Origin of the sequence: Armatimonas sp. (assembly GCF_043757465.1) — a bacterium.
Taxonomy (GTDB): Bacteria; Armatimonadota; Armatimonadia; order Armatimonadales; family Armatimonadaceae; genus Armatimonas.
Genome location: NZ_JAYVPL010000075.1, coordinates 97,304 through 120,685, shown reverse-complemented (window position 1 = coordinate 120,685; position 23,382 = coordinate 97,304). Strand labels below are relative to the sequence as shown.

The window sequence follows — 23,382 nt, the reverse complement described above, 5'->3', positions numbered from 1 at the left end:
CATGCGCATTGCTCTCCCCAAAGGCTGGAGTGTTTTGTTGCCGCTCCTGGTTCTAGGCTCGCTGGCCTGCACCCCACAGAAGCCGCCGCCGGTGGTCGCACCCGAGCCGGTGTTCTTAGAGCCGACCCCCTACGCGGGCACGGCGGCCTGCCAGCCGTGCCATGCGAGTGAGTTCGAGAGCCACCACCAGAGCAATCATGCCACCACTCTGCGGGAGGCGACAGTGGCAGACCTCGGAACGCTAGCGCCCGCACCAGGTGTGGTGCCCGGCGAGGGGCGTTTCACCGTTGAGGACGGCAGGCTGGTGGCGCACTCTGCCACCTCGACACTACCGCTTCAGCTCGCACTTGGCTCAGGAAAGACGGGCATCACGTTTCTGGCCGTCTTCAAGCAGACCAGTGCGGAGATTCGGCAGAGCTACTTCCCTCACGAAAAACAGTGGCACCTCACCCCGGGTATCGAGGAGCTTTCCCGGAGCCTAGGGAGCGCGATCCACAAAGAGGAGGCGACGCGTCAGTGCCTGAGCTGCCATGCGGTCACACTGCCTCTGGCCTCTTTGTTGCCAGAAAAGCGCTTCTTTGGCGTGGGCTGTGAGTCTTGCCACGGCCCCGGAGCCGAGCACGTCGCCGCCATGCAGGAGGGCCCCGTAGGCAAAAACAAAAAGCCAAAAAATCTCGCCATTTCGTCGCTGCGGGGGGCAACGGGCACAGCGCTCAACACTCTCTGTGGCCGCTGTCATCGCACCGAGGACGATGTCGCGGGGATGCCCACCGCGTCCAAGAAGATGACCAACCGCTTTCAGCCCTACGGTCTTGCCCAGAGCCGCTGTTTTAAAGAGAGCGCCAATAAGCTGACCTGTGTGACGTGTCATAGCCCGCACAGTAATGTCTCGAAGGAGACGAAGCGCTATGAGGCGATCTGTGTCTCGTGCCATAGCGTCCCGAAAAAAAGTTGCTCGGTCAACCCCAAAGAGAAGTGCATTACCTGCCACATGCCTGACCGCCCGGTGATGACACACGGGACAATCTCCCTTAAGATGGCCGATCACTTCATCCGCATCAACTAACTGCTTCGCGGTATAATAGAGCCTCATGTCCACCAGTAAAGCAGAAGAGAAGAGCGGCCAGAAGCGCACTGTCGCGCTGAACCGTCGCGCACGCCACGAGTATTTCATTGAGGAGACCTATGTCGCGGGGATGGTGCTGGTCGGCACGGAAGTGAAGTCGCTCCGGGCGGGCAAAGCGAATCTAACCGATGGTTACGCGCGTATCGAGAAGAACGAGCTGTGGCTACATAATCTGCATATTGCGCATTTCACGCAGGGCCATGGCGACAATGTCGAGCCGACGCGGGTTCGAAAGCTGCTGCTCACACGTAAAGAGATTGACCATCTGCTCGGGCAGACCCAACAAAAAGGGCTGTCGCTCGTACCGCTGGCGATTATCTTTGAGCGTGGTTTTGCCAAGCTGGAGCTCGGGCTTGGGCGCGGCAAGAAGCTCTACGACAAGCGCCAGGATATCGCCAAGCGCGATGCCGATCGAGAAGCGCGGCGCGAAGTTTTTGGAAGGAACTAGCTACAACGGATGGCAAGAACAGTGAAGGTGCCCGTGCTCGGGCAGTCGGTTGAGGAAGTGCGTATTGTTCAGTGGTTCAAGAAAGTCGGCGACATGGTCGCGATTGGCGAGGCGCTGGGCGAGCTGGAGACGGACAAGACCAATATGGAGTTCGCCAGCACCGAAGCCGGTGTGATTCTAGGATTTCTGGCTCCTGTGGATGCCTACGTCAAAGTGGAGTCCCCTGTCGTGCTGGTCGGTGAGCCTGGGGAAGCTCCCGCTGTGCCAATCCCCCCCAGCCCCAGCCCGGCGAGAGAGCCATTAGGAGGCCCCCTTGATGCCTCGCCCCGTGCACGTCGCATCGCCGATGAGCTGGGGGTGATTGTCAAAGATCTCGCAGGAAAGGGCACGGGGCCGGGTGGACGGATTATCGAGCGCGATGTTGAGGCCGCCCATGCCACGCTCGCCAAGTCTGCACAAGTAGCGCAGGAGCTTCTGGAGACTCCTGCCGTGCGTGTCTCACCACTCGCCCAGGCGATTGCGACAGGCGAGGGCGTGAATCTCACCGATGTGGCGGGCAGTGGTACCGGAGGCCGCATCACCGCCGACGATGTGCGCGCGGTAACAGTGCCTATCTCCGTTCCCGCGTCCGATGAGGGCGGGGGCCAGGGGGCTGGCGCACGGACAGTCAAGCTCTCGGGGCTACGCAAGCGCGTCGCCGATAATCTGAGTAAATCTGTGCGGGAGAAGCCTCATGTCACGCTCCATCTCGCCGTGGACATGACCGAGGCCAACAAGCTCCGCAAGCAGCTTCTCCCCGCCATTGAGAAGTCTGACAATGTCCGCATCTCCCCCACCGACTTCATTATCAAAGCCTGTGGCCACGCACTTAAAGAGCACCCCATGGTCAATGCCCACATAGACGGCGACACCATCACACTCTTTGATGTCGCGCATATCGGAATGGCAGTCTCCCTCGGCGACGAGGGCCTGATCGTGCCGGTGATTAAAGAGGTTCAGAGCAAGGGGCTGACCCAGCTCGCCAAAGACAGAGTTGACCTAGCAGCCCGCGCACGTGCCGGGAAGCTGGCAAGTAACGAAGTCTCCGGCGGAACCTTCACCATCACCAACTTAGGAAACTACGGTGTCCAGGCGTTCAACCCGATCATCTCCCCTCCGCAGGTCGCGATTCTGGGCATCTGCGCCATCACGGATACCATTGTCGCGGTGAACGGTCAGCCCACCGTGCGCCCGATGATGGGGCTCTCGCTCAGCTTCGACCACCGCGCCCTAGACGGTGCCCCCGCCGCCGCATTTCTGGCTCGCTTAAAAGAGCTACTGGAGACGCCGGGGCTGCTACTGGCGTAGGCGCGTGATTGCCCGCCCACAGAACGTGGGCGTCAAGAAGCCTTCGGCTGGGAAGTCGCTCCGCGACTGGCTCCGATTAGATTCGGGAGTCGTGGAGCGACTTTTTGGCGGCACGCCCCAAGACGCCCACGTCCTGTGGGCGGATTTTACTTCGCCTTCAGCTCAGCGTTGCCGCGCTGGTAGTCGCCCAGCAAATGCTCGGCAAAGTACTCCATCATCATCTGGTTGAAGTAGCCATTCATAGTGCCGAAGCTGTGATCCTGACCAGGCAGGAGCATAAAATCAAAGCGTTTACCGGCTTTGATCAGTGCATTGACCAGGCGTATTGTGTTACCCGGATGGACATTGTTGTCCATATCGCCGTGCACCAGAAGCAGCTTGCCCTTGAGATTGCCCGCCAGCTCGGCGTTGGTGGGGACTTTGATCTCAAACTTAGTCTCCCCGGTCGGCTTGCCATCTTTGTCGAAAACGGGCACTTCTTTTAGGCCGTGGTGCTGCTCACTCCAGTTCGAGTTGTAGATATTATTGTCATGGTTTCCGGCGCTACTCACCCCCACTTTGAAGAACTCATTGTAGGGCGGCAATAAGAGCGCTGCCCCCGTCATGAAGCCACCGCCGGAGTGCCCAAAGATCCCGACTTTCTCGATGTCCACCCAGGGGAAGCGCGCGGCAAGCTGCTCGATTCCGGCTTTCTTGTCGGCGAGGCCATAGTCGCGTAGGTTGTAGTACCCAAAGCTATGGTAGGCATTCGAGCGTGCCGGGTTGCCTCCCCGGTTGCCGATCTGAATGACCACAAAGCCAAGCTGTGCCAAGCGCGCGTTGTTAGCGCTCACCGAGAAGCCCGAGTTCACCGACTCGGTCTGAGGGCCAGGGTAGACATAGGCGATGATCGGATATTTTTTCTTCGGGTCAAAATCGGTGGGCCGCCAGAGATTGCCATAGAGATCATTCACGCCGTCGGCGGCCTTCACCGTGAAGCGCTCCGGCACTCGCCAGCCCAGCTCCAACAAACGCTCCAGCTTCGTTTCCTCAAGATCAAGAACGACCTTGCCATCCCGGTCGCGGAGAACGGCTTTCGGCGCTAAGTCGGGGCGCGAGGCGACATCCACCACGAAGTCTTTTGAGGGTGAGACACTGGAGGTGTACTCCGCCTCACCGGAGTCCAGCAGCGCGAGACTACTACTCTTGCCATCCAGCCCGGTTCGGTAGAGGTGCTGATAGTAGGGATTCTCACCCGCTTCACGCCCCTGCCCCACAAACCAGAGCTGCTCTTTCTTCTCATCCACCTCCATGATCTGCGACGCCCGAAACGGGCCGCTGGTCACTGGATTCTTGAGTTTGCCGTCGTTGGCGTAGAGGTAGTAGTGCCCCCAGCCAGTGCGCTCGGAGAACCAGAGAAAATCGCCGCCTGGCTTGACGTACTTGACTTCCTGGATTTCCAGAAACGCATTCTCCACGGCTTCGGAGAGCAGCGGGGTGACGGCCTTGGTGTTTAGATTAATCTCACAGAGCTCGGCGTGGCGCTGAAGACGATCCCGCCGCACGAAGCGAAGTGCCTCAGAAGTGGTGTCCTGGAAGTGAACATTGCGTACTTGCTGATCTTTGTATTTTTCAATGGGCAGCTTTTCGAGTGTCTTCGTGGCCGGGTTGAAGGCAAAGAGCTCCTGCTGCCCGACACCCGGCTCCCCCGGCATGGCGTACTTATAGCTCATCAGGGTGGGGCGGGGCTCGGAGAGCACATTGACGAGAAACAGCTCTTTAACATTGCGGGAGTCAAAGCGGCTAACGGAGAAGCGCTTGGAGTCCTTGGACCACGTGACACTTGCCCGGACACGTAGCTCGACAGTGGGCGGCGGCGGTGGTGCGCCGCCCTCACCTTGCTGCCGACGACGCGTGCCGCCACCACCGCCGAAGCCCCCCTCACGGCTCCCAAAGCTGTAGTCTTTCTCGCCATCTTTGGTGAGTTGGATCGGTGACTGCTCCTTGCCCTCTTTCACCTCAACGTAGTAGAGGTTGTGGGCCATGGCGTAGACAAAGGCTTTCTTATCCGGGGAAAAATTACGGAAGTCCCTGGCCTCTGTGTCCGCCGTCGCCGTGCCCTCTTTGGGTGCGACCTTGAGCGTCTCTTTCGTCAAATCGTATTCGTAGCGCGTATTTTTCGGTGGCGCGGGTGACGTCGTAGCTTCGCTGACCAAGAAGAAAATCCGGTTGGCATCTTTTTCGTCGAATGTGACGGTTGTGAAAGGGAGGTTCGTGGAATCGTAGGGCTTCTGAGTCAGCTCAGACAGAAGTGCTGCCATCTTAGTGGAGTCAAACAATAAGGATTTTCTCTTTGCCTTCGCGTCCACTTTCCAGAACTTACGCCCAGAATCGTCGCGCCAGAGATACCAGAACGTATCCGACTTATTAATCCAGCCTGGCGTGAGGGTGGTGCTGGGAACAAAAGGCGTGAGAATCTCGGCAGTAAAGCGATTTGCCAACTTCCAGTTGGCCTTTACGGGCTCCTGCGCGACCGAGAGTGATACTAAAGCAGGGATAATAGCAAACATAAGTTAAATTCCATCCAGCCCGTACTCGTCCACGGGCGAAAAATAAATGATAGTGATGAGCGTGTCTTCGTCTATCGGGAGATCGTAGACCCGCGAGAGTAGCGCAATGACTTCGTCCTTAGTGCGAAACTCAGGGTTCTCCCGCTGGATGTCGCGCGGTGTCAGCTCCTTGATGGGCTTGACCTCAACCATATCGAGAATCGCGGTGAACAGCTTGTGCCGCCGCCCGAAACGCTGACCAACGGTCACCCAGACAAGCTGCCCCGACTGATACTTAGCGGTTTTATTTCCCAAGCGAATGGTAGCCGACTTGCGGCCTTTACGCAGAACATCGCCATAGAGCGTATTATAAAAATTTAGTGCGAACATCGTGGCACGGTTCGACATCTCCCCTGAAAAATCCTCTCTGGTTCGTCGTCCGAAAACGGCGAGTCCTTGGGTCCAACATACGGGATAATACGCGTATGCTCTTGCATGATGCCACTTCTTGTTACCAGGCGCTGCTCACTCACGATACCCGCTTCGATGGGGTTTTCTTTGTGGGAGTGCGCACCACGGGGATCTACTGCCGCCCGATCTGCCCTGCAAAGACACCAAGGGAAGAGAACTGTGTCTACTATGCCCACGCCGCTGCCGCTGAGCAGGCAGGATTTCGCCCGTGCCTGCGCTGTCGCCCCGAGCTGGCTCCAGGCAATGCGTCGGTGGATGCGATCGCCGATCTCGCTCAGCGCGCGGCCAGCCGGATCGAGGACGGAGTGCTCTCGGAGATAAGCGTGTCCGAGCTGGCCGCTGAGCTTGGTGTGAGTGAGCGCCACCTCCGCCGTGCCGTCGAGAGTACGTTTGGAGTCTCGCCCCACGCACTGGCACAGACACAGCGCCTACTTCTGGCCAAGCGCCTGCTCACGGACACCGCGCTGCCCATCACCCAGATCGCCTTTGCCAGCGGCTTCCAAAGTGTCCGGCGCTTCAATAGTGTCTTTCAGGAGCGCTACCGCCTGACACCAACCGCGCTACGAAAAAACGTCCAGGCACTCCCTACGCAGACCGAGCAAACTCTCAACATCACGCTGACCTACCGTCCCCCGCTCGACTGGTCGGGTCTGCTGGGCTTCCTGAAATCGCGCACTCTGGCGGGCGTGGAAAACATTGACGGAGATACCTACCGACGAACCGTCCGCTGGCAGGAACACACAGGCTGGTTCAGTGCCTGCGCGAGGGAGAACGAGCGTATTCTCAGAATCTCCCTCTCACACTCTTTGGTGCAGGCACTGCCACCGATTCTGGCCCGCATCAAGTGCCTTTTTGACCTGGGCGCGAGTCCGCATCGCATTAACGATGTCCTCGGCGTGCTTGCCACCGACTGCCCCGGCCTGCGGGTGCCCGGTGCGTTCCACGGCTTTGAGACGGCAATGCGTGCGATTTTAGGCCAGCAAGTGAGTGTCAAGGCCGCGACCACGCTTGCCAGTCGTTTTGCCGCCGCGCTTGGCGAGCCAGTCGCAACGCCCTACCCCAACCTCACGCATCTCAGCCCGACGCCGGAGTGTGTGGCGCATACCCCCAAGCAGGAGCTAATCGCACTGGGCATTCTTGAAACCCGTGCGCTTGCGATTCTGGCACTGGCGCAGGCCGTCACCGAGGGCAAAATTTCCCTGGAGCCGGGCGGGGATCGGACGGCCACACTAAAAGCCTTAGTCGCACTTCCGGGAATCGGGGAGTGGACGGCGCAGTACATCGCGATGCGTGCTCTGGCCTGGCCCGATGCTTTTCCCCACACCGATCTTGGGGTCAAGAAAGCGCTGGGCGAGACCCAGCCCGCTAAAATCTTAGAAATCGCCGACGCCTGGCGCCCCTGGCGCGCCTACGCCACGATGCATCTATGGCGTTCTTTGGAGACAAAACAATGACCTATTTTACTTCTTTCGAAACCTCACTCTGCACGCTGCTCCTCACCTCCAACGGCGAGGCGCTCACGGGAATCTATCTGCCCCCGGATCACCGCCACGCACCAACGCATCAAGCCAATTGGCAAGAATCGTCGAACCTGCCGGTGTTTATGGCAGCCAAAGCACAGCTCACAGAGTACTTTGCAGGCACACGCGCAGTCTTTAATCTGCCGCTTGCCACCTCAGGCACCGACTTCCAAAAAACGGTCTGGGCGGAGCTGGCAAAAATCCCCTACGGCCAGACGCTCTCTTACGGCGAGCTGGCAGCACGCATCGGCAACCCTAAAGCCTCTCGCGCTGTCGGACTCGCCAATGGGAAAAATCCCCTCTCGATTGTCGTCCCGTGCCATCGGGTGATCGGAGCAAGTGGCAAACTCACCGGCTACGGCGGCGGGCTGGCGCGCAAAGAGGCACTGCTAGCGCTAGAGCGATTCGCGACGCGGTAAAATGGCCGGTATGCCCACTGGCTCCCTTACCGTGATCTGCGGCTCCATGTTCTCTGGCAAGACCGAAGAGCTGATCCGCCTTGTCCGCCGTGCGCTCTACGCCAAGCGCACCGTCCAAGTCTTCAAACCCGCACTCGACACCCGAGATCCCGTCACCGTGATTCGCTCGCACAACGGAGCGCTCCATGAAGCGCAGGCCGCCGAAAATAGCGCGACTCTCTATCTCTCGATTGCTCCGGAGACGCAGCTGATTGCCATTGAGGAAGCGCAGTTCTTTGATGCGGGAATCTTCGAGGTCTGCCAGGCGCTCGCCGACGACGGCAAAGACGTGATTGTCTCGGGTCTGGACATGGACTTTCGCGGCGCTCCGTTTGGAGCCATGCCTCACTTAATCGCCGTCGCCGATAACGTCGTGAAGCTACGCGCCATCTGCGCCGTCTGCGGCGGCGACGCCGCGCGTTCCCAGCGACTCATCAACGGCCACCCCGCCCCCGCCAGCGCCCCCACGGTTCTGATTGGAGCCACCGAACACTACGAAGCGCGCTGCCGCCAGTGCCACACGGTGCCAGAGGAGTAAAGCCTCACAGACTCTTCAGAAACGCAACCAAATCTTTGAGTTCCTGAGGGGTGCAATCCGATGCGCCGGTGAGCTTGCTGGGTCGGTGGAACTGGCTTAGCACATCCTCCAACGTGAGAGATCGGCCATCGTGCAGGTACGGAGCACGGCTGTAGACATTGCGCAGCGGCGGCGGGTTGTAGCCCACATAGACATCATTTTGCTCCTCCAGGCCGGTTTTCGTGATCGTCGGCGTGGCGTAGGTCGCGCCGCCATGGCAGCTCGCGCAGCCCTTCGCCACAAAGACTTTCTGGCCTGCGGGATTTTCAGGAAACGGGGATTTCTTCCAGTCCAGAGTTTTTAAGTAGGCTTCAACAGCGTCCACTTCAACAGACGTGGGCTCGTCGCCCTGCATACTCTTGGTGAATGACTCGACAATGGCTTGCCGCAGATCTTTCTGCCAGCCGTGCCAGGTGTAGGGCGCGGTTTGCGCGACGCCGCGCAGGCTCAGGGTCTTCTTAGGCTTGCCGTAACCGCCGTCGTTTTTGGTGTCGAAGTTGCCGCCGTTGGTGTGCCCCTCCGTGTGGCATGAGGCGCATGAGTACCAGGAGTGAAACGAGCGCTTGGCATCGTTGAAAATCTGCTCTCCAAGGCGCACTTGCGAGGGCTGAGCCGGGCCACCTAGCGCAATCGTCTTCGCCACTTTGCCAGAGGCAACATCAAGCACCTGCACGGCATTGAGAAAGTCATTGGCGACAATGAGCTGCTTGCCATCGGCGGAGAACTGTGCGCCCAGCGGCCTGCCCCCCACTTTGATGCGTCGAACCCGCTCGATTGACTCTGGCTCTAAGTAGTCTTCCGGGCCACCGAAGGCTACAAACGGGAGCCCGGCAATCTTAGAGAAAAGCACAACCTCATGCGTGCCCCCTGCCGTCAGCGCAAGGGTCTGACCATCGGGCGAGAGCGTGCAGCCGTCCACATCGCCTAGTGCATCGCCCTGTGTGTCGAGTGCAATCGCCTCGCGTGGGCCCTCCTCCGTGATCGGGACGCGTGCCAGACGATTACCGACCACCCAGCCCCGGTCTATATTGTCTTTTGTCGCCGGGAAGCGCCGCTCATTGATAAACGGCACAAAGGCTTGCTTGCCATCCGGGGAGATCGCGATACTGCGTACATTGCGGCCATTGAGCGGAACGGTGTAGAGCTCCTCGCCGGTGGTCAGCGCATAGACCGAGAGCGTCCGCGCCCGCGTGCAGCCCACCGTGAGCCGCTTACCATCGGGTGTGAGCGCCACCTGCCAGGGCTCCAAGCCCGTCGGGAGGCGCTGAGTGATTTTCCGGCTCGCCAGCTCCACCACCACCACAGCGCTCTCACCGCCCAGCGCGACGTAGGCTCGCTTGCCATCCAGGCTCAGCGCCACGCCGCGCGGCTCATCGCCCACGGGAATCGTCGCCACAACCGTTAGCGTATTTCCCGCAAGCGCGAGAACACTGATGCTGTCGGAGGCGACGTTCGATGCCACTGCCACACTCCCTCGAACCGCCAGCGCAAAAGGCTCGTCGCCTACTGAGGTTCGCTGAAGGAGTCGTCCCGCTAATAGATCAAGCAAAGCAACCGAATCCGTGCCGCGCTCCGTTACCAGCACTCGACTCTCGGGCAGAAGCGCCACAAAATGCGGTGCTGGATCGGAAGTCGGATCGGATACCAAGTTCGATTTGCCCACCTCACGGGGTTTATCCGCCTTTTGCGCCCCTAGCATAAGTGCCATCAGAGCAAACAACGGCAAAGCGAGAGCAAGTCGCTGTATCCTCATTTTCGCGGACGTTTCCACGTTTGCTAGCTTTTTCCGAGCAGTTTCAGGATGTCATTAAATGTCACACTCACAAAGAGGACTAACACCAGCGCCCAGCCCACCAGTGCGACCCCCATCTGCTGCTCTTTACTGAGCTGCCGTCGCCGAATCGCCTCAATGAGAAGCAGTACCACCTGTCCGCCATCAAAAACGGGAATGGGTACAAAGAGATTGGCTGCGTACAGGGAGAGAGAGAGCTGTCCCATGAGCGAGAAGAGTGCCAGCACCCGGTCGGCCCAGTCCAGCTTGACCACTTCGGAGACAGCGCCCGCGATGGCGATCGGGCCTCCGATGTTTTTCCCGAGCTCACGCGGCGTCGAGACCAGCTTGCCTAGAGCGCTCAGGAATGTCCCCGTCAGGCGGTTGGCCTCACCGAGCACTTCTTGAACCTGTGCGGGCCTTGTGCGCGGCTGTAGCCCGACTCCGATTCGATAGAGCTTCTCCCGTCCCTCAAGCACCTCGCGCGGCTGCACTGTCAGCGTCAGCGGCTTATCGTCGCGCAGGACCTCAACTTCGAGAGGCTTCCCTGCCGAGCCACGCACCTTGGTCGCCATGGCATTAAAATCAGCGATGGGGGCGCCCGCAATCTTGACCAGCAGATCGCCGGTACGAATCCCGGCCTCCGCAGCGGCACTCTTCTCGCTTACCATCATTTTGTGAGGAGCAGGCAGCTCGACGCCACGCATTCCCACCAGTGCGACAAACGCGAGCCAGCCCAATAAAAACGAGGCGATAGGCCCAGCTAGGATCACAATCAAGCGCTGGTAGATCGGCTTAGCATGGAAATCCGCCATCTGTCTGTCGCGCGTTTCATCGTCCGCCTCCGCCTCGGCAAACCCCACAAAGCCCCCGAGAAGAACCGCACGGATGGTGTACTCCGTCTCGCCGTCGTACCAGTAGCGCCATTTTTTACCAAACGGCAAACCAAATGCGAACTCGTAGACCTTGAACTTAAACGCCTTGGCAGCCAGAAAATGGCCCAGCTCATGAATAAAAATCAGGATGCCAAATAAAACCGCCCACGTCAGCAAGGTCTCTAGTTTATGCAGCAATGCTCTCTCCTACAGATTCTCCGCAATAAAGCGGCGTGCCGCAGCATCTGCGCTCACAATTTTTTCCAGTGTATCCGCTTCAGAAGAAGAAATGCTACCCAGGGCATCCGCGACCCGCTCTAGGATCTGACCAAAGCGGAGCTTCCCTTCCAAAAACGCCCCGACAGCAGCTTCATTGGCGGCGTTGAGGAGAGCGGGCGCGGTTCCTCCGACGCGAAACGCCTGCCGCGCCAAAGTAATCGCGGGGAAGCGCTCGTGGTCGGGTGCTTCAAAAGTCAGATCTCGCATTTCGGTGGGCCTCAGGCGCGGGATTCCCGTGTCTACTTTCTCGGGGTGGAGGAGCGCGATCTGAATCGGCAGGCGCATGTCCGGCAGGCCGAGCTGGGCAAGGAGCGCTCCGTCGCGTAGCTCCACAAACGAGTGGATGATGGACTGCGGGTGCACGACCACCTCCACTTTCTGCTCGCCGACGCCGTAGAGCCAGCATGCCTCAATGATCTCCAGCCCTTTGTTCATGAGGGTGGCGGAGTCAATCGTGATCTTGCCGCCCATGCGCCAGGTCGGATGATTCAGCGCCTCCTCGACTGTTGCGTTCTGGATGCGCTCTTTTGTCCAGGTGCGAAATGGCCCGCCCGATGCCGTGATGTGGAGCTTGTCAATCTGTGAAAAATCGTAGCCCGCTAGGCACTGAAAGAGCGCCGAGTGCTCGGAGTCAATCGGCAGAAGTGTCGCGCCGCCGTCGCTGGCCGCCTGCGTCACCAGCGCACCCGCTGCCACAAGAACCTCTTTGGTGGCGATGCAGACCCGCTTTCCCGCCGCGCACGCCGCCAGTGTGGCCGCGAGCCCCGCCGCGCCCGCCACGGCGATTACCACCGTGTCGGCCTCCTCAAGCACCGCCAAGCGCGTCATCGCCTCACTGCCCTCGCGCTCCACGGCCACCACGTGCTCGCCCGAGAGCCCCCAGTGCGCCGCCTGCTCAGCCAAAAGCGCCGAGTCCCGCCGCGCCACGAGCCCCACCACTGCCACCCGCTCCCCCCCAAGCCGCTCGCAGATGTCTAATGTCTGGGTTCCAATCGAGCCCGTCGAGCCCAGAACCACAATATTTCGCCTAGTCATTGTTGGGGGGATTCTAGTGCCCGGCGGCTTTGGCAACAAACTTCATCGCACCCGAGTTCATGCAGTAGCGCAGGCCGGTTGGGGTTTTGGGGATGCCAAAGCTACCGTTGGCATCGTCGAAAAGATGGCCTAAGTGCCCCAGGCAGCGGCTACAGAGAATCTCGACACGAGAGCCGTCTGGGTCGCGCTTTTCGGCAACCGATGTCTTCTTCAGCGGCTGGTAGAAACTCGGCCAGCCCGTGCCCGAGTCGAACTTGGCCGCGCTGGTGAAGAGTTCAAGCTCGCAGCCCGCACACCGGTAGATTCCAGGTTTATGGTTGTCGTGGTACTCGTTGCGAAAGGCAAACTCGGTGGCGGCCTTACGCAAGATATTAAACTGGGTCGTCGTCAGTCGCTTGCGCCACTGCGCATCGGTCAGCTTTTTCCAGTCGGTCTCTTTAGTTGCACGCGCGGGAACCGCCGGTTTCTGCTGGTGTGCCCAGGCTACGCCACCAATTAGCAGCGCCATTGCCGTAACAACAAGGGTGTGTTTTTCGTTTTTCATAGTTTACGTTTAAAGTCCTGCATAGAAATCATACCCGCGCTCGGCCCAGAAGTCGGCAGGGCGCTCGGCCTCGTAGCTAAGGTGCGTGATGAGCTTGATGTTTTTTATACCGTACTTGGTAGGGATCGCCAGCCGAAGCGGTGCACCGTGCTCTGTACTGAGCGGCTGACCGTTCATGCCCCACGCCAGCAGTGTCTGGGGGTGCAGCATACTCTCAATATCCAGGCCGACGTAGTACCAGGTGTCTTCAAATCCGACGGGTTCGGAGCGCAAGCTAACGTACTTGCTATCGGGCATCGGCGGGTACTTTTTCGCAAAATCGGCGAAGCGGCAGCCTGTCCAGGTAACAATCGCGCTCCAGCCCTCCACACACTTTAGCTCCGTTGTCAGCGAGACCTCGGGCAGTGTCTTAAGATCCGCAAGCGTGAGCTGCAAGTCGCCGTGGTTCAAGCGCCAGGCCTCTGTGTCAATCTCGGGCGTCGCGCCGTGGTAGTTGTTGCGTGGCTCAATGGCACGTGCGGCGGGAAACTCCGGCGCACGGTAGCCAGAAAGCAGCGTCGTCGCAATCGCCTCGTTGCCCAGATGCGTCGCGCGGAAGAGTTGCTTGATCCCCGTGCCATCATCTTTGGCCCGGTGGTTGAAGAGCGAGAGCAGGCTCAGGCTCCCGGTTACCCCCGCGCCCGCCCAGAGAAACGAGCGCCGTGAGAGCCGCTTAAGCTCCTTCTGCGTCAGTTCTATCGGTTGCGTCAGTTCCATCGGTGGCTGATTCAGGTTCATTGTCCATTTCCTCAATCGGTTCGTCTTCTAACACTTCTACTAACGTCTTTTGTGGCTCTGGCGTTTCCGAAATTTGCTCCCAGCCCGTGATCATGCCTCGGAAGTTGTTCCAACCCGCCCGAGCGACTTGCCCTACATGGACGAAGAAAAATGCCACGAAGAGACAGGTCACGATAAAGTGCCAGAGCCGCGCCCCCTGATAGCCGCCAAAGGGAATCGCTAGCCACGCCACTTGCGCCGGTTTGGAGATCGCCAGCCCCGTGACAAGCATGAGTATGCCTAGCACCACCACGCCCGAGTAAGCGAGCCGTTGGGCGTGATTGTACTTTTCACCTGCCGGTGCGGCCTCGATGCGCTTCCAGAACGCCAGGTCTTTGACCGCGACTTTTACGGCTTCCTTCAGTGAGTCTTTCCGGGGGGCAAGATGCCGCCACTGACCGCTGGCCGTAAGGAAGAGAACATAGGCTAGGCCATTGAGCGCGAAGAACCATGCGAGCGCAAAGTGCCAGGCCATTCCCTCGGCCAAACGCGAGCCCGTGAGAATCTCGGTACGCTTGTCTGGCTCGGGGTAGTTGTCCGGAAGGGTGTCGCCAGAGTAGAGCACACGTAGGTCGGGCCGCAGCACCATTCGATCTGGCACGCGCAGCCACCGAGGCGGCGTCTCATCCTCTTTGCCGGAGTGCAGCACGCGGTAGCCCGTCTGCCAAAGATCCGTGGCGTAGACATCGTTGGCCCACAGGATCAGTGTCCCCGACCAGATCATCAGCGCCAGAATAGGGAAGTTGACCCAGTGGAACCAGCGGATCGCCAGCGGGTGTTTTTTCTGAATGTGGGCCATAGTTTATTTTTCGCGACGCAGTAGCTCGATTCCTTGCTCAACATCTCGGAAAGTACCACTATCTTTGTAGTTTAGCTCGCCATCCCAGCGGCCACGAACCTGACCTTTTTTATCGATCAAGTAGGTAGAGGGCCACCACTGATTGCGCCATTTTTTCCAGTTCGCTTTATCATTATCAATCAAAACAGGAAAGAGGAGCTTTTCTTTTTCGATGTATTTTTTGACATTCTCGACAACGCGCTCAGCGTCCACCTCAGGGGTATGAATAGAAACAAAGACGACGTCCTTGTCTGCGTACCTCTTCACCCACTTGTTCCAGTAGGGAATGGTCCGCGTGCAGTTCACTCACTGAAAAGTCCAATAAAAAGCAACAATCACTTTGCCCTTGAGATCGGCCATCTTCACCGGTTTGCCATTGATCCAGTCCTTGGGGGCACCGATCAGCTCAGGGACTTGCTCGCCAGATAAAAGTAAATTTTTTCGCGTCATACGAGTAACTACAAACATTGTCTGGAAAAAGTTCATTTAGAGCGGTAGAATAATTGCACGGCAGCGGGTCGGCTTCGAACCTGGTCAGGGCGGAAGCAGCAGCCATAAGGAGTACGGCCCGCGTGTCGCAGCACTTCCCCTAAAAATTGCGTCGCTCCCGGGGTATAATTGTCTTTAGTATATCTATGCCGGAGCGAACACACTACGAAGTTCTAGGTCTGCCGGAGACGGCTTCCCTTGAAGAAATCAAGAAGCAGTACCGGGCTCTCGCGCGCAAGCATCACCCGGATGTGAACTCAGGCCCACACGCTGCACTCCAGTTTTCCGCAATTGCCGAGGCTTACCGCGTGCTCAACGATTCCGAGTCGCGCCGTGTCTACGATGCCGAGCGCACGCTGCGGCAACGCCAAACCAACTTCAAGTCCGCAGGTGCCGTCAATCACCCCGCAGGCCCCCGCCCCGCCTCTTCCCCGCCCCAGCAACAAAGTGCCACGACCGCCACCCAGGAGTCGGACCGGCTTCTTCAGCAAGCCCAGATCGCCTTTAGCCGCAATCGAATGGCCGAGGCGCGTAGCCTAGCGGAGCAGGCGCTGCACTACAACAAGAAAAACGCCGCCGCCTGGGAAGTCATGGGCGATGTCAGCCGCAACCAGGAACGCTACACGGATGCCCTCCGGCACTACACGATGGCGAGCCAGCACGATCCACGGCGTGCCAGTGTCCAGCAAAAGATTGAGCGGATCGCCCGCCAGCCGGTCGGGCCGCAGAGCAGCGCTGGTGGCTACACTCCCAACACGCCCACACGCCAACGACCACCGCAGTACACCGCCCGCCCACGCGCCCCACTAACGGCCGATATGCCGCCCGACAAGCGCTCTTTAACCCTGGTTCTGATAGGTTTTTTCGGCTATTTCGGCACTTTTCTGATCGTGATCTTTGCCGGTCTCGCTCTGGACAAATCATCGGCCTCCACCTATGTTTTGCCAATTGTGACTTCCTGGAGCTGGCCCTACGTGAGCTGTATGGCGCTTGCGGGTGCTTTGCTCGGGGCGACCATGACCATTACAGGGGCCGTTCGTCGCATCGAGGACGACCTGATTCTCTCGGGGTCCGCTGGCCCTCACGCCCCTCCTTTTGGAATCCTCGTCATTGTGGTGGGGTTACTCTTCTTCTGGGTAGCCGCCCTCATGCATCTGGGAGTCTCTCTGTTCCAGGAGGCTCTCACGGCATCTCGTTTACGTCTATATGGGGCAGTCGCGCTACTCACTTGCTTCTTCGCCATCTCCCGGACCGTGCAGGGGGGAACCGTGCAGACGCTCCTCTGGGGAGGCAATGTGATCTTCATCAGCTTTATTGTCGGCTGGCTCCTGGGTGATTTCTTCCGGCAGGATTGAGACTCTCCGGCATTCTCTGGAGGCAGATACCGTCCGTACACTGCCTCCAGAGAGACACTAAGCTAAACGAGGGTCGAGATGTAGTTGATCTGGCCTTCGTGGTAGGTGTTGTTCCAGTACACCACATCCGCAAGCCCGGCCAGAGTGTAGGTCGCGCCCCAGGGCATTGTCACTTCAATGGCGGCGTCTTCCGCCGAGAGCCCTTCCAGCGCAGCAGCAAACCCCTCGGTATTGCTCGTCAGAGAGGCAAGAGCGGCATCGGCATCGGCGGCCAGCTTGATTTTATTCTCAGAAAAGACAGCCCAGTCAATTTCAGGAACCGCTTTATGTTGAATGATCCCGGTGCACGCCCCCGTGATCAGCGCACACTCCGCCACTTGATCCAGTGCCGTGCGGCCTTTATCTGAGGGCGACCAGCTCGCCTTGTCCCCTAGCTCCGCCGTTGCTTTCTTCAGCGCTTCCACCGAGAGGTGTATAGCGGCAATTGATTTTTTCATGAAAAATCCTCCAGGCACCATTATACCCAACGTAGCAAATTTACGTTTGCCACTTGCGGAGTTTTTTTTTCTGCGATAGAATTCCCCTCGCGACCTTGGGGGATTAGCTCATCTGGGAGAGCGCTTCAATGGCATTGAAGAGGTAAGCGGTTCGATCCCGCTATCCTCCACTCCAAGCAAGACGCCGGGAAATTTCCCGGCGTCTTTTGTTTTGTGTGAACCGCTAGCCGCTCTGGCACCGGGCTTGGTTGAGGGCGAGCACCTTCTCCAGAATCTCGTCGCCTTCCAGCGGCCAATCCCAGCCGTACGCGGCGGCCACGGCTTCGTCGAGCTTCCGGTGTGCCGTCGCCAGCCACGCAGGCCGGGCGTTGTAGAGGTTTGTGAGCGTGCGCTTCTTCAGCTCCGCGTCGGGCAGATCGGGCGGACTCAGCCAGTTACCCCGCAATTCCACCAAACGGCGGGCGGCGTCCGCAATAGCCTTGACAGTAGGAGAATCGTCCTCGCTGGGTTCTTGTCCAGGGGGCCAGGGCATGGGGAAAGTGCCGAAGGTCGTGCGCGAGGCGTATGAGGGGCGATCCTCCAACGTGGAACCCGTTGCAAGTGACCAGGCTTCATGAATCCGCGAGTGGAGTACCCCGAAGAAGTAATCATCATCACGGGCAAATACATGGAGCTTCTTATCCGGCACGGTGCCGGTTGGCATCCAGGCAAAGACTCTGTACTTTGATACCTCTGGGGTGACAATGCACCGCTCTTTATCTTTGATGGCCTTGCGCATGTCAGCACCCGTGCGTCCGAATCGCCACCAGTGCCGCTGACGGCTGGCATCACGGTTTTTATCACGCTCTGGCTTAACCACCCGTCGAACGTACTCAAAAGGTGCTTCGTAGAGACTGGCATCATCCTCACTCATATCCACGCCGAAGTCCACCACGTAGCCCTTCCGATCTCGTCCAGTAACATCTTGTCCACCAAGGCGACGACGGATTACATCACTGTTAGGCTTGCCGTTTGGGTTTCCACTAGAAGACAACATGGCCAAAGCTTCCGCAGACTCCAGATCAAAGGAACCAGATTTATCTGGCCCTTGATAGGCTAATCCTGAGTTCTCCGATAATATTCTTGCTGTCGTCACATCAGCCTTTTGTGCTGTGAGGTCTGCATTAATTGTGGCGACAGGCTTGCCGTCAAGGTGCTTCTCGTTCTCTTTCCCAGCATCGAAGCAAACCATCGAGACATTGACCGCAGCTCCAGCAAGAACCCACTCACGATCCGCCCATGCATCGAAAATGCCCCCCGTCTCCTGAACACGTTCCAGAACCTTCCTGCTGGCTCCGTTGCGTATGGAGTTGGTAGAGATCAGCCCCGCTCGCTTCACTTGCCCAGACTCAATCAGCGCACGGGACTTCTCGAACCAGTAAGTCACCAAATCCGCGCCGCCCTCCACGCGCCCTGCATAACACTTCCAGAGGCGTTCGGCGTACTCGTCGCCCAGCTCACGCCGGAGCTTGCTACCTCCCAGAAATGGGGGATTGCCGATGATGAAGTCCGCTTGCGGCCACTGTGCCTCGGTGCCGTCCGCGTTCAGGATCGCGTCCTGCTGCTTGATTAGCTCAAAGCGACGTAGGATCGGCTCCTCAGGCTGACCGAAGCCGTTCTCTCGCAGCCACTGGATGTAGCCAATCCAAACCGTGATCGGGGCAAGCTCGTGGGCGTAGTCGTTGATCTCCAGCCCGCGCATCTGCTCGGAACCGACACGGGGGAAAAAGCCCATCAGGCCGCAGTGCGCCGCCATCTGAATGACCGACTTCTCCAGATCCAGCAGCGAGCGCAAGGCGACATACAGAAAGTTCCCTGACCCACAGGCAGGATCGAGCACCTTCATATCGGCGAGGCGCTCCGTGAAGCCCGCAAGAAGGCGTGTGAGGGCACTCTCCTTCTCCGTGCGACGACGCACCAGGGCAGCTCGCTCCGGGGGAGTCAGGTTTGCACCACGGGCCTCCTGCTCCTGAATCACGGTGTCGCGCTCCTGGGCCAGCACCTCAGCCTGCGCCCGAATCAGTGCCCACTCCCGGCGCAGAGGAAGCATCACGACCGGCTCCACGATCAGCGCAATGTCCTCGCGGCTGGTGTAGTGCGCTCCGAGCTGACTGCGCTTGGCGGGATCGAGCGAGCGTTCAAACAAAGTGCCAAAGACACTGGGCTCGATGCTTGACCAATCCAGCGCCGCCGCCTTTGCCAACACTGCCAGCTCACTCTCGATCAGGGCAATGGTGAGCGCATCGTCAAAGAGTCCGCCGTTGAAGTGCTTGATCGCATCGGTGCCAAAGTCTCCACCGCTTGCCATTGCTCCAAAGAGCTGCTGTAGCTGACGATCAAAGCGAGCTGGGTCTTTCTGGTAGTTCGTGGCCAGCTTGGTAAAGAGTCCCTCGGGCAGGAGCTTCACGTCCTCGGCAAAAAGACAGAAAAGCAAGCGAATCAGAAAGTGCGCGGCGGTGTGTGGATCGTGTCCGCGCACCGTGAGCGAGCGTGCGAGCAGCCCGAAGGTCTTTGCAGCTTCCTCCGTAACCGCCGCTGTGGTCTGCTCCGGGCGCAGGCTAGAAGGGCTTTCAAAGAGCGCCCGCAGAACCTCCAGCGGCGGCAGGGAACAATTTTGTGTTGTCTGGTTTGCCTCCAGCTCCGCCAGATCGAAGGCAAAGACACGCTTGACGGTGCCCGTGAAGTTCGTATGCACCTCGAAGCGATTCAGATCACAGACCGCGAGCAGCGGCGGGTTCTCCAGATCCTCTCGGTAGGCCAGAAGCTGCTGGTAAGCGTCGGAGAGATTTTTCTTTTTGCCCTTGTACTCAATCGCGAAGTGTCCCCGCTGCCAGACATCGGCGAAGCCATCCACGCGCCCCGACGTGTTGCCGCTCTTGCGCACCCCTTTCTCAAACGCGTAGTGTGCGCCCGTGGGATCGGCTTCGGCGGGCGTGCGCTGCCCCAAGAGGGCGCACAGGTCGCGGAAGTGCTCCTGGTAGCCCGCTCGTTCGGTAAGGGTTGCAGCACTCCAGCGGGCGACGAACTCGGAGAGGGTGAGAGAAGCGGCAGTAGGCATGGGGAGAAGTTCGGCACCGACAAGCGAATTCCTCTGGGAACTTTGTTCGCACGGTCGTTGTTCCTGCCCCTATGCCCCCTAAAACCGCGCTTGTCTGGTTTCGACGCACGCTACGCCTTGACGATAACGAGGCACTATGCACCGCACTTGAGGAGAATGAGCGGATCGTACCGGTCTTTGTCCTCGATCCTGTGATTCTGTCACGCCCCGACACCGGAGCGCGACGCGTTGCGTTTCTCTACGACGGCCTGCACGCCCTCGATGCGGCGCTCCGCGAGCGCGGGAGCTATCTGGTGCTTCAGCACGGCGACCCGGCGGAGGAGCTGGGGCGGCTGGCAAGAGAAACGGGGGCAACGGCGCTCTACTACAGCCAGGAATACGAGCCCGCCGGACGAGCACGCGATGTGCGCGTGACTGCCGCCTTGGGGCTGGAGAGCCACGCGTGTTTGGATCATTTGCTGAGCGAGCCCGGGAGTGTAAAAACCAAAACGGGAACGCCGTACACCGTCTTCACTCCGTACTTTCGTGCCTGGCAAGAGCAGGCGTTTGCGGTGCCTCGTTCTGCTCCCGAGCGCATTGCCACACCGCTGGGAATCGCCACCGATCCGCTCCCAACCGGCAGTGCGGCGCTCCCCGCAGGGGAAACTGCGGCGCGGGCCCAGCTCACCGCGTTTAGGCACACAGCGCTCTCCCACTACGATACGGGCAGGGAGTTTCCGGCGGAGCCAGGCACGTCGCAGCTCTCGGCGTACCTGAAATTTGGGATGCTCTCCCCGCGCCGTGCGCTGGAAGCCACCCGCCAGCAACCTAAAAGCGCCGGGCGCGATGCCTGGATTCGGCAGCTCGCTTGGCGGGATTTTTACTACCAGATCCTCTGGCACTTTCCCCATGTCGCCACGGGCTGCTTCAAGCCGCAGTTCGATGCTCTCGCGTGGCACAACGACGAAGCGTTTTTTGCGGCGTGGCAGCGCGGCGAGACGGGCTATCCGTTTATAGACGCCGCCCTGCGCCAGCTTGCCCAAACGGGCACGATGCACAACCGCGCACGCATGGCAGTGGCCTCGTTTCTGACCAAGGATTTGCTCTGCGACTGGCGGCTCGGGGAGAACTATTTCATGCAGCAGTTGCTTGATGGCGATCAGGCGGCCAACAACGGCGGCTGGCAGTGGGCAGCGGGCACGGGCACCGATGCCCAGCCTTATTTTCGGATATTCAACCCCGTGAGCCAAGGTGAAAAATTCGATCCCGAGGGTGACTATGTAAAACGCTGGTGCCCAGAATTGAAGCCTATCCCCTCAAAATGGGTTCATAAACCCTGGGAGCTTTCCGTAAACGAGCAAGCGGCGGTACACTGTGTTCTGGGGCGGGACTACCCCTCGCGTATTGTAGAGCACAGTGAGCAGCGCACCAAGGCTCTGGCTCTCTATAAATCTCTAAACTGCGGGTGAAGGAAAACGAAAGATGAAACGACAACTTCTGGCACTGGTCGCCGCTCTGACACTGACAGGTGCAGCGCGGGCGCAGATGAACATGCCCGATGTGCAGATCATGGTCGCGCCGGGTCTGGGCAACTGGACAGTGGCAGTGGTCTATCCGCGCCAGGTACCACATGCCGAAACGGAGGCACGTCTGAAGCGCCTAAGCACCATCACAAGCTGGAAGTTCGAGAAACTAGAGTTTGAGGACAAGCGCCTGGACCGTAACGCAATGGACTCCCATGACCCCGACGTCAAGAAGGCAGTCAAGAACGTCGGCCCCGCTCCCGTGATGAGCAGTGTCAGCTTCCAGACCTCGGCGAATTTGGTGGATCCCGCGCAGGGGACTCTGGCACTGGAGCCGTTCCTTCGCGCCTTTCGAGACCAAAACCGAGTGAATGTGACCTATCTCATCTCAGGCCCATTTACCTACCGAGGACCACGGCAGTTTACCGATAATCGGGTGGAGATCGCGCTCTCGGCCCACGAAGGTGCCTTTACCTACCAGACCCTACTCAAGGATCATAAGTTCGAGCAGCTCAACCTCCCGACAAAAGAGGTGGCCAAGCAGGAAAGTTACCGAGCGGCGGAGAATACTAGCGCACCCGCTCGCAAGCTTTTGCTGGGAACGGGCCTGGTAGCACTGCTGGCACTGGGAATCGCAGGCATCGCCTACGCCGTTGCACAGCGCTTTCTTCACCGATAGACACTTGAGACACTGATAATACTCAGACGAGGACATCTCTAAAGACGATGTATGATATTCGCGACCTCATCAGACAGGCTTACGAGTTAAAGGCGTCGGACCTATTCATCAAGGCCGACTCTCCCCCAATGCTCCGCCTGCACGGGCGTATCTTGGCAGTAGAAGGCACCGAGAAGCTCTCGGGGGACGAAACACGGCGCATGGCCTACTCGATCATGAGCCACGAGCAGATCGGGCGCTTCGAGCACCGGCACGAGCTGGATATTGGCTGGGAGCTCGATGGTCTGACCCGCGTGCGCACCAATATCTACCAGCAACGCGGCACTATCGGAGTGGTGAGCCGACTGGTTCCCCTCAAACTCTACACCCTGGAGCAGCTAGGAATGCCTCCCGCCGTCGGGGAGCTCACCAAGGCGCGCCAGGGACTGATGCTCATCACCGGCCCCACGGGCTCGGGCAAGTCCACGACGCTCGCGGGTATGATCAACAAGATCAACGAGGAGCAGTCTAAGAATATTGTCACGATTGAGGATCCGATCGAGTTTGTGCACCCGGACAAGAAATGCATCATCTCGCAGCGCGAGGTGGGCATTGACACGGACTCCTTCTCGGACGCACTGAAGTACGTGCTGCGTCAGAACCCCGATATTATTCTGATCGGTGAGATGCGAGATGTCGAGTCTGTCTCCGTGGCGCTACAAGCTGCGGAAACGGGCCACCTTGTGTTTGGAACTCTGCACACCTCCAGTGCCGCAGAAACCCTGGAGCGTATCGTCAACCTTTTCCCTCCGGAAGACAAGATGCTCCTGTGTATGCGTATGAGCCAGTCAGTGCGCGGCTTTATCGCCCAGAAGCTCCTGCCCCGAGTGGATACCGTCGGGCGCGTCGCTGCCGTCGAGATCATGATCGCCACACCCACTGTCGCGAAACTGATCGAAGAGGGCAAGACAGGCAATATCTACACCGCCATTCAAGAGGGCGGGTTCTGGGGCATGCAGACCATGAACCAGTGCCTGACGCGCTACTACAAGGCCGGGATTATCTCCGAAGACGACGCGATGGCAGCCGCCGGAAACCTCACCGAGCTGCGCCAGATGATCCGCCGCCCCGGGACATAAGCTCCCAGCGGG

Annotated in this window: 22 protein-coding genes, 1 tRNA gene and 1 other RNA gene; 12 read left to right on the top strand and 12 right to left on the bottom strand. The window is 59.1% G+C overall.

What is annotated here, in order from left to right; all coding sequences use genetic code 11:
- The first annotated feature begins 1 nt into the window (after position 1).
- From ACH2ED_RS10260 to ACH2ED_RS10250, 3 genes are read left to right on the top strand one after another with little or no spacing between them, the layout of a single operon-like run.
- Positions 2–1,066, top strand: coding sequence for a multiheme c-type cytochrome (locus ACH2ED_RS10260; RefSeq protein WP_395090738.1), 1,065 nt, complete (start codon positions 2–4; stop codon positions 1,064–1,066).
- A gap of 25 nt (positions 1,067–1,091) precedes the next feature.
- Positions 1,092–1,574, top strand: coding sequence for an SsrA-binding protein SmpB (gene smpB, locus ACH2ED_RS10255; RefSeq protein WP_309684986.1), 483 nt, complete (start codon positions 1,092–1,094; stop codon positions 1,572–1,574).
- A gap of 9 nt (positions 1,575–1,583) precedes the next feature.
- A complete protein-coding gene (locus ACH2ED_RS10250; RefSeq protein ID WP_395090736.1) occupies positions 1,584–2,921 on the top strand; it encodes a 2-oxo acid dehydrogenase subunit E2 in 1,338 nt (445 codons plus the stop codon).
- Positions 2,922–3,067: 146 nt separating this feature from the next.
- On the opposite strand, the gene ACH2ED_RS10245 is transcribed toward ACH2ED_RS10250, so the two are convergent.
- Positions 3,068–5,470 (bottom strand): DPP IV N-terminal domain-containing protein, encoded by a 2,403-nt coding sequence (locus ACH2ED_RS10245; protein WP_395090734.1) that lies wholly within the window; start codon positions 5,468–5,470, stop codon positions 3,068–3,070.
- A gap of 3 nt (positions 5,471–5,473) precedes the next feature.
- Entirely contained in the window at positions 5,474–5,857 is a 384-nt protein-coding gene (locus ACH2ED_RS10240) for an ASCH domain-containing protein (protein WP_395090733.1), read from the bottom strand.
- Positions 5,858–5,934: 77 nt separating this feature from the next.
- Between ACH2ED_RS10240 and alkA the strand changes: the two genes are divergently transcribed.
- From alkA to ACH2ED_RS10225, 3 genes are read left to right on the top strand one after another with little or no spacing between them, the layout of a single operon-like run.
- Positions 5,935–7,374 (top strand): DNA-3-methyladenine glycosylase 2, encoded by a 1,440-nt coding sequence (gene alkA, locus ACH2ED_RS10235; RefSeq protein ID WP_395090731.1) that lies wholly within the window; start codon positions 5,935–5,937, stop codon positions 7,372–7,374.
- Complete coding sequence (locus ACH2ED_RS10230) at positions 7,371–7,859, top strand: methylated-DNA--[protein]-cysteine S-methyltransferase (protein ID WP_395090730.1); 489 nt, start codon at positions 7,371–7,373, stop codon at positions 7,857–7,859. The genes alkA and ACH2ED_RS10230 overlap by 4 nt, the downstream gene beginning before the upstream one ends.
- Before the next feature lie 10 nt (positions 7,860–7,869).
- Positions 7,870–8,436: a thymidine kinase gene (locus tag ACH2ED_RS10225; RefSeq protein WP_395090729.1), complete on the top strand. Its 567-nt coding sequence runs from the start codon at positions 7,870–7,872 to the stop codon at positions 8,434–8,436.
- A 4-nt stretch (positions 8,437–8,440) separates the two neighbouring features.
- Here ACH2ED_RS10225 and ACH2ED_RS10220 read toward each other — a convergent pair whose 3' ends face one another.
- From ACH2ED_RS10220 to ACH2ED_RS10185, 8 genes are read right to left on the bottom strand one after another with little or no spacing between them, the layout of a single operon-like run.
- A complete protein-coding gene (locus ACH2ED_RS10220) occupies positions 8,441–10,228 on the bottom strand; it encodes a c-type cytochrome (RefSeq protein WP_395090727.1) in 1,788 nt (595 codons plus the stop codon).
- A gap of 23 nt (positions 10,229–10,251) precedes the next feature.
- The gene (locus tag ACH2ED_RS10215; RefSeq protein ID WP_395090726.1) at positions 10,252–11,319 is read right to left on the bottom strand and encodes a M50 family metallopeptidase; all 1,068 of its coding nucleotides are present in this window, start codon (positions 11,317–11,319) and stop codon (positions 10,252–10,254) included.
- A gap of 9 nt (positions 11,320–11,328) precedes the next feature.
- The gene (gene dxr, locus ACH2ED_RS10210; protein ID WP_395090725.1) at positions 11,329–12,435 is read right to left on the bottom strand and encodes a 1-deoxy-D-xylulose-5-phosphate reductoisomerase; all 1,107 of its coding nucleotides are present in this window, start codon (positions 12,433–12,435) and stop codon (positions 11,329–11,331) included.
- Between the two features lie 13 nt (positions 12,436–12,448).
- Positions 12,449–12,979 (bottom strand): peptide-methionine (R)-S-oxide reductase MsrB, encoded by a 531-nt coding sequence (msrB, locus tag ACH2ED_RS10205; RefSeq protein ID WP_395090723.1) that lies wholly within the window; start codon positions 12,977–12,979, stop codon positions 12,449–12,451.
- Between the two features lie 9 nt (positions 12,980–12,988).
- Complete coding sequence (locus tag ACH2ED_RS10200; protein ID WP_395090721.1) at positions 12,989–13,735, bottom strand: molybdopterin-dependent oxidoreductase; 747 nt, start codon at positions 13,733–13,735, stop codon at positions 12,989–12,991.
- Positions 13,692–14,594 carry a cytochrome b/b6 domain-containing protein gene (locus tag ACH2ED_RS10195; RefSeq protein ID WP_395090719.1) on the bottom strand — a complete coding sequence of 301 codons (903 nt, stop codon included), beginning with the start codon at positions 14,592–14,594 and terminating at the stop codon, positions 13,692–13,694. The genes ACH2ED_RS10200 and ACH2ED_RS10195 overlap by 44 nt, the downstream gene beginning before the upstream one ends.
- Positions 14,595–14,597: 3 nt before the next feature.
- A complete protein-coding gene (locus ACH2ED_RS10190; RefSeq protein ID WP_395090717.1) occupies positions 14,598–14,939 on the bottom strand; it encodes a redoxin domain-containing protein in 342 nt (113 codons plus the stop codon).
- Complete coding sequence (locus ACH2ED_RS10185) at positions 14,940–15,083, bottom strand: hypothetical protein (protein ID WP_395090716.1); 144 nt, start codon at positions 15,081–15,083, stop codon at positions 14,940–14,942.
- Positions 15,084–15,132: 49 nt separating this feature from the next.
- Here ACH2ED_RS10185 and ffs point away from each other — a divergent pair.
- Together ffs and ACH2ED_RS10175 are read left to right on the top strand one after the other, a co-directional pair.
- An RNA gene (ffs, locus tag ACH2ED_RS10180) (signal recognition particle sRNA small type) lies at positions 15,133–15,224 on the top strand.
- Positions 15,225–15,268: 44 nt separating this feature from the next.
- A complete protein-coding gene (locus ACH2ED_RS10175; RefSeq protein WP_395090714.1) occupies positions 15,269–16,477 on the top strand; it encodes a DnaJ domain-containing protein in 1,209 nt (402 codons plus the stop codon).
- A gap of 62 nt (positions 16,478–16,539) precedes the next feature.
- Here ACH2ED_RS10175 and ACH2ED_RS10170 read toward each other — a convergent pair whose 3' ends face one another.
- A complete protein-coding gene (locus ACH2ED_RS10170) occupies positions 16,540–16,974 on the bottom strand; it encodes a hypothetical protein (protein ID WP_395090712.1) in 435 nt (144 codons plus the stop codon).
- Positions 16,975–17,071: 97 nt separating this feature from the next.
- Here ACH2ED_RS10170 and ACH2ED_RS10165 point away from each other — a divergent pair.
- Positions 17,072–17,144, top strand: a tRNA-Ala gene (locus ACH2ED_RS10165).
- Between the two features lie 53 nt (positions 17,145–17,197).
- On the opposite strand, the gene ACH2ED_RS10160 is transcribed toward ACH2ED_RS10165, so the two are convergent.
- On the bottom strand, positions 17,198–20,071 hold the full coding sequence (locus tag ACH2ED_RS10160) for a class I SAM-dependent DNA methyltransferase (RefSeq protein ID WP_395090710.1): 2,874 nt from the start codon (positions 20,069–20,071) through the stop codon (positions 17,198–17,200).
- Between the two features lie 71 nt (positions 20,072–20,142).
- Here ACH2ED_RS10160 and ACH2ED_RS10155 point away from each other — a divergent pair, with 71 nt between their 5' ends.
- The 3 genes from ACH2ED_RS10155 to ACH2ED_RS10145 are packed head-to-tail and all read left to right on the top strand — an operon-like array spanning position 20,143 to position 23,370.
- A complete protein-coding gene (locus ACH2ED_RS10155) occupies positions 20,143–21,519 on the top strand; it encodes a cryptochrome/photolyase family protein (RefSeq protein WP_395090709.1) in 1,377 nt (458 codons plus the stop codon).
- Positions 21,520–21,532: 13 nt separating this feature from the next.
- Positions 21,533–22,252, top strand: a complete 720-nt coding sequence (locus ACH2ED_RS10150; RefSeq protein WP_395090708.1) for a hypothetical protein — start codon at positions 21,533–21,535, stop codon at positions 22,250–22,252.
- Between the two features lie 47 nt (positions 22,253–22,299).
- The gene (locus ACH2ED_RS10145) at positions 22,300–23,370 is read left to right on the top strand and encodes a type IV pilus twitching motility protein PilT (protein WP_395090706.1); all 1,071 of its coding nucleotides are present in this window, start codon (positions 22,300–22,302) and stop codon (positions 23,368–23,370) included.
- Positions 23,371–23,382 lie beyond the last annotated feature (12 nt).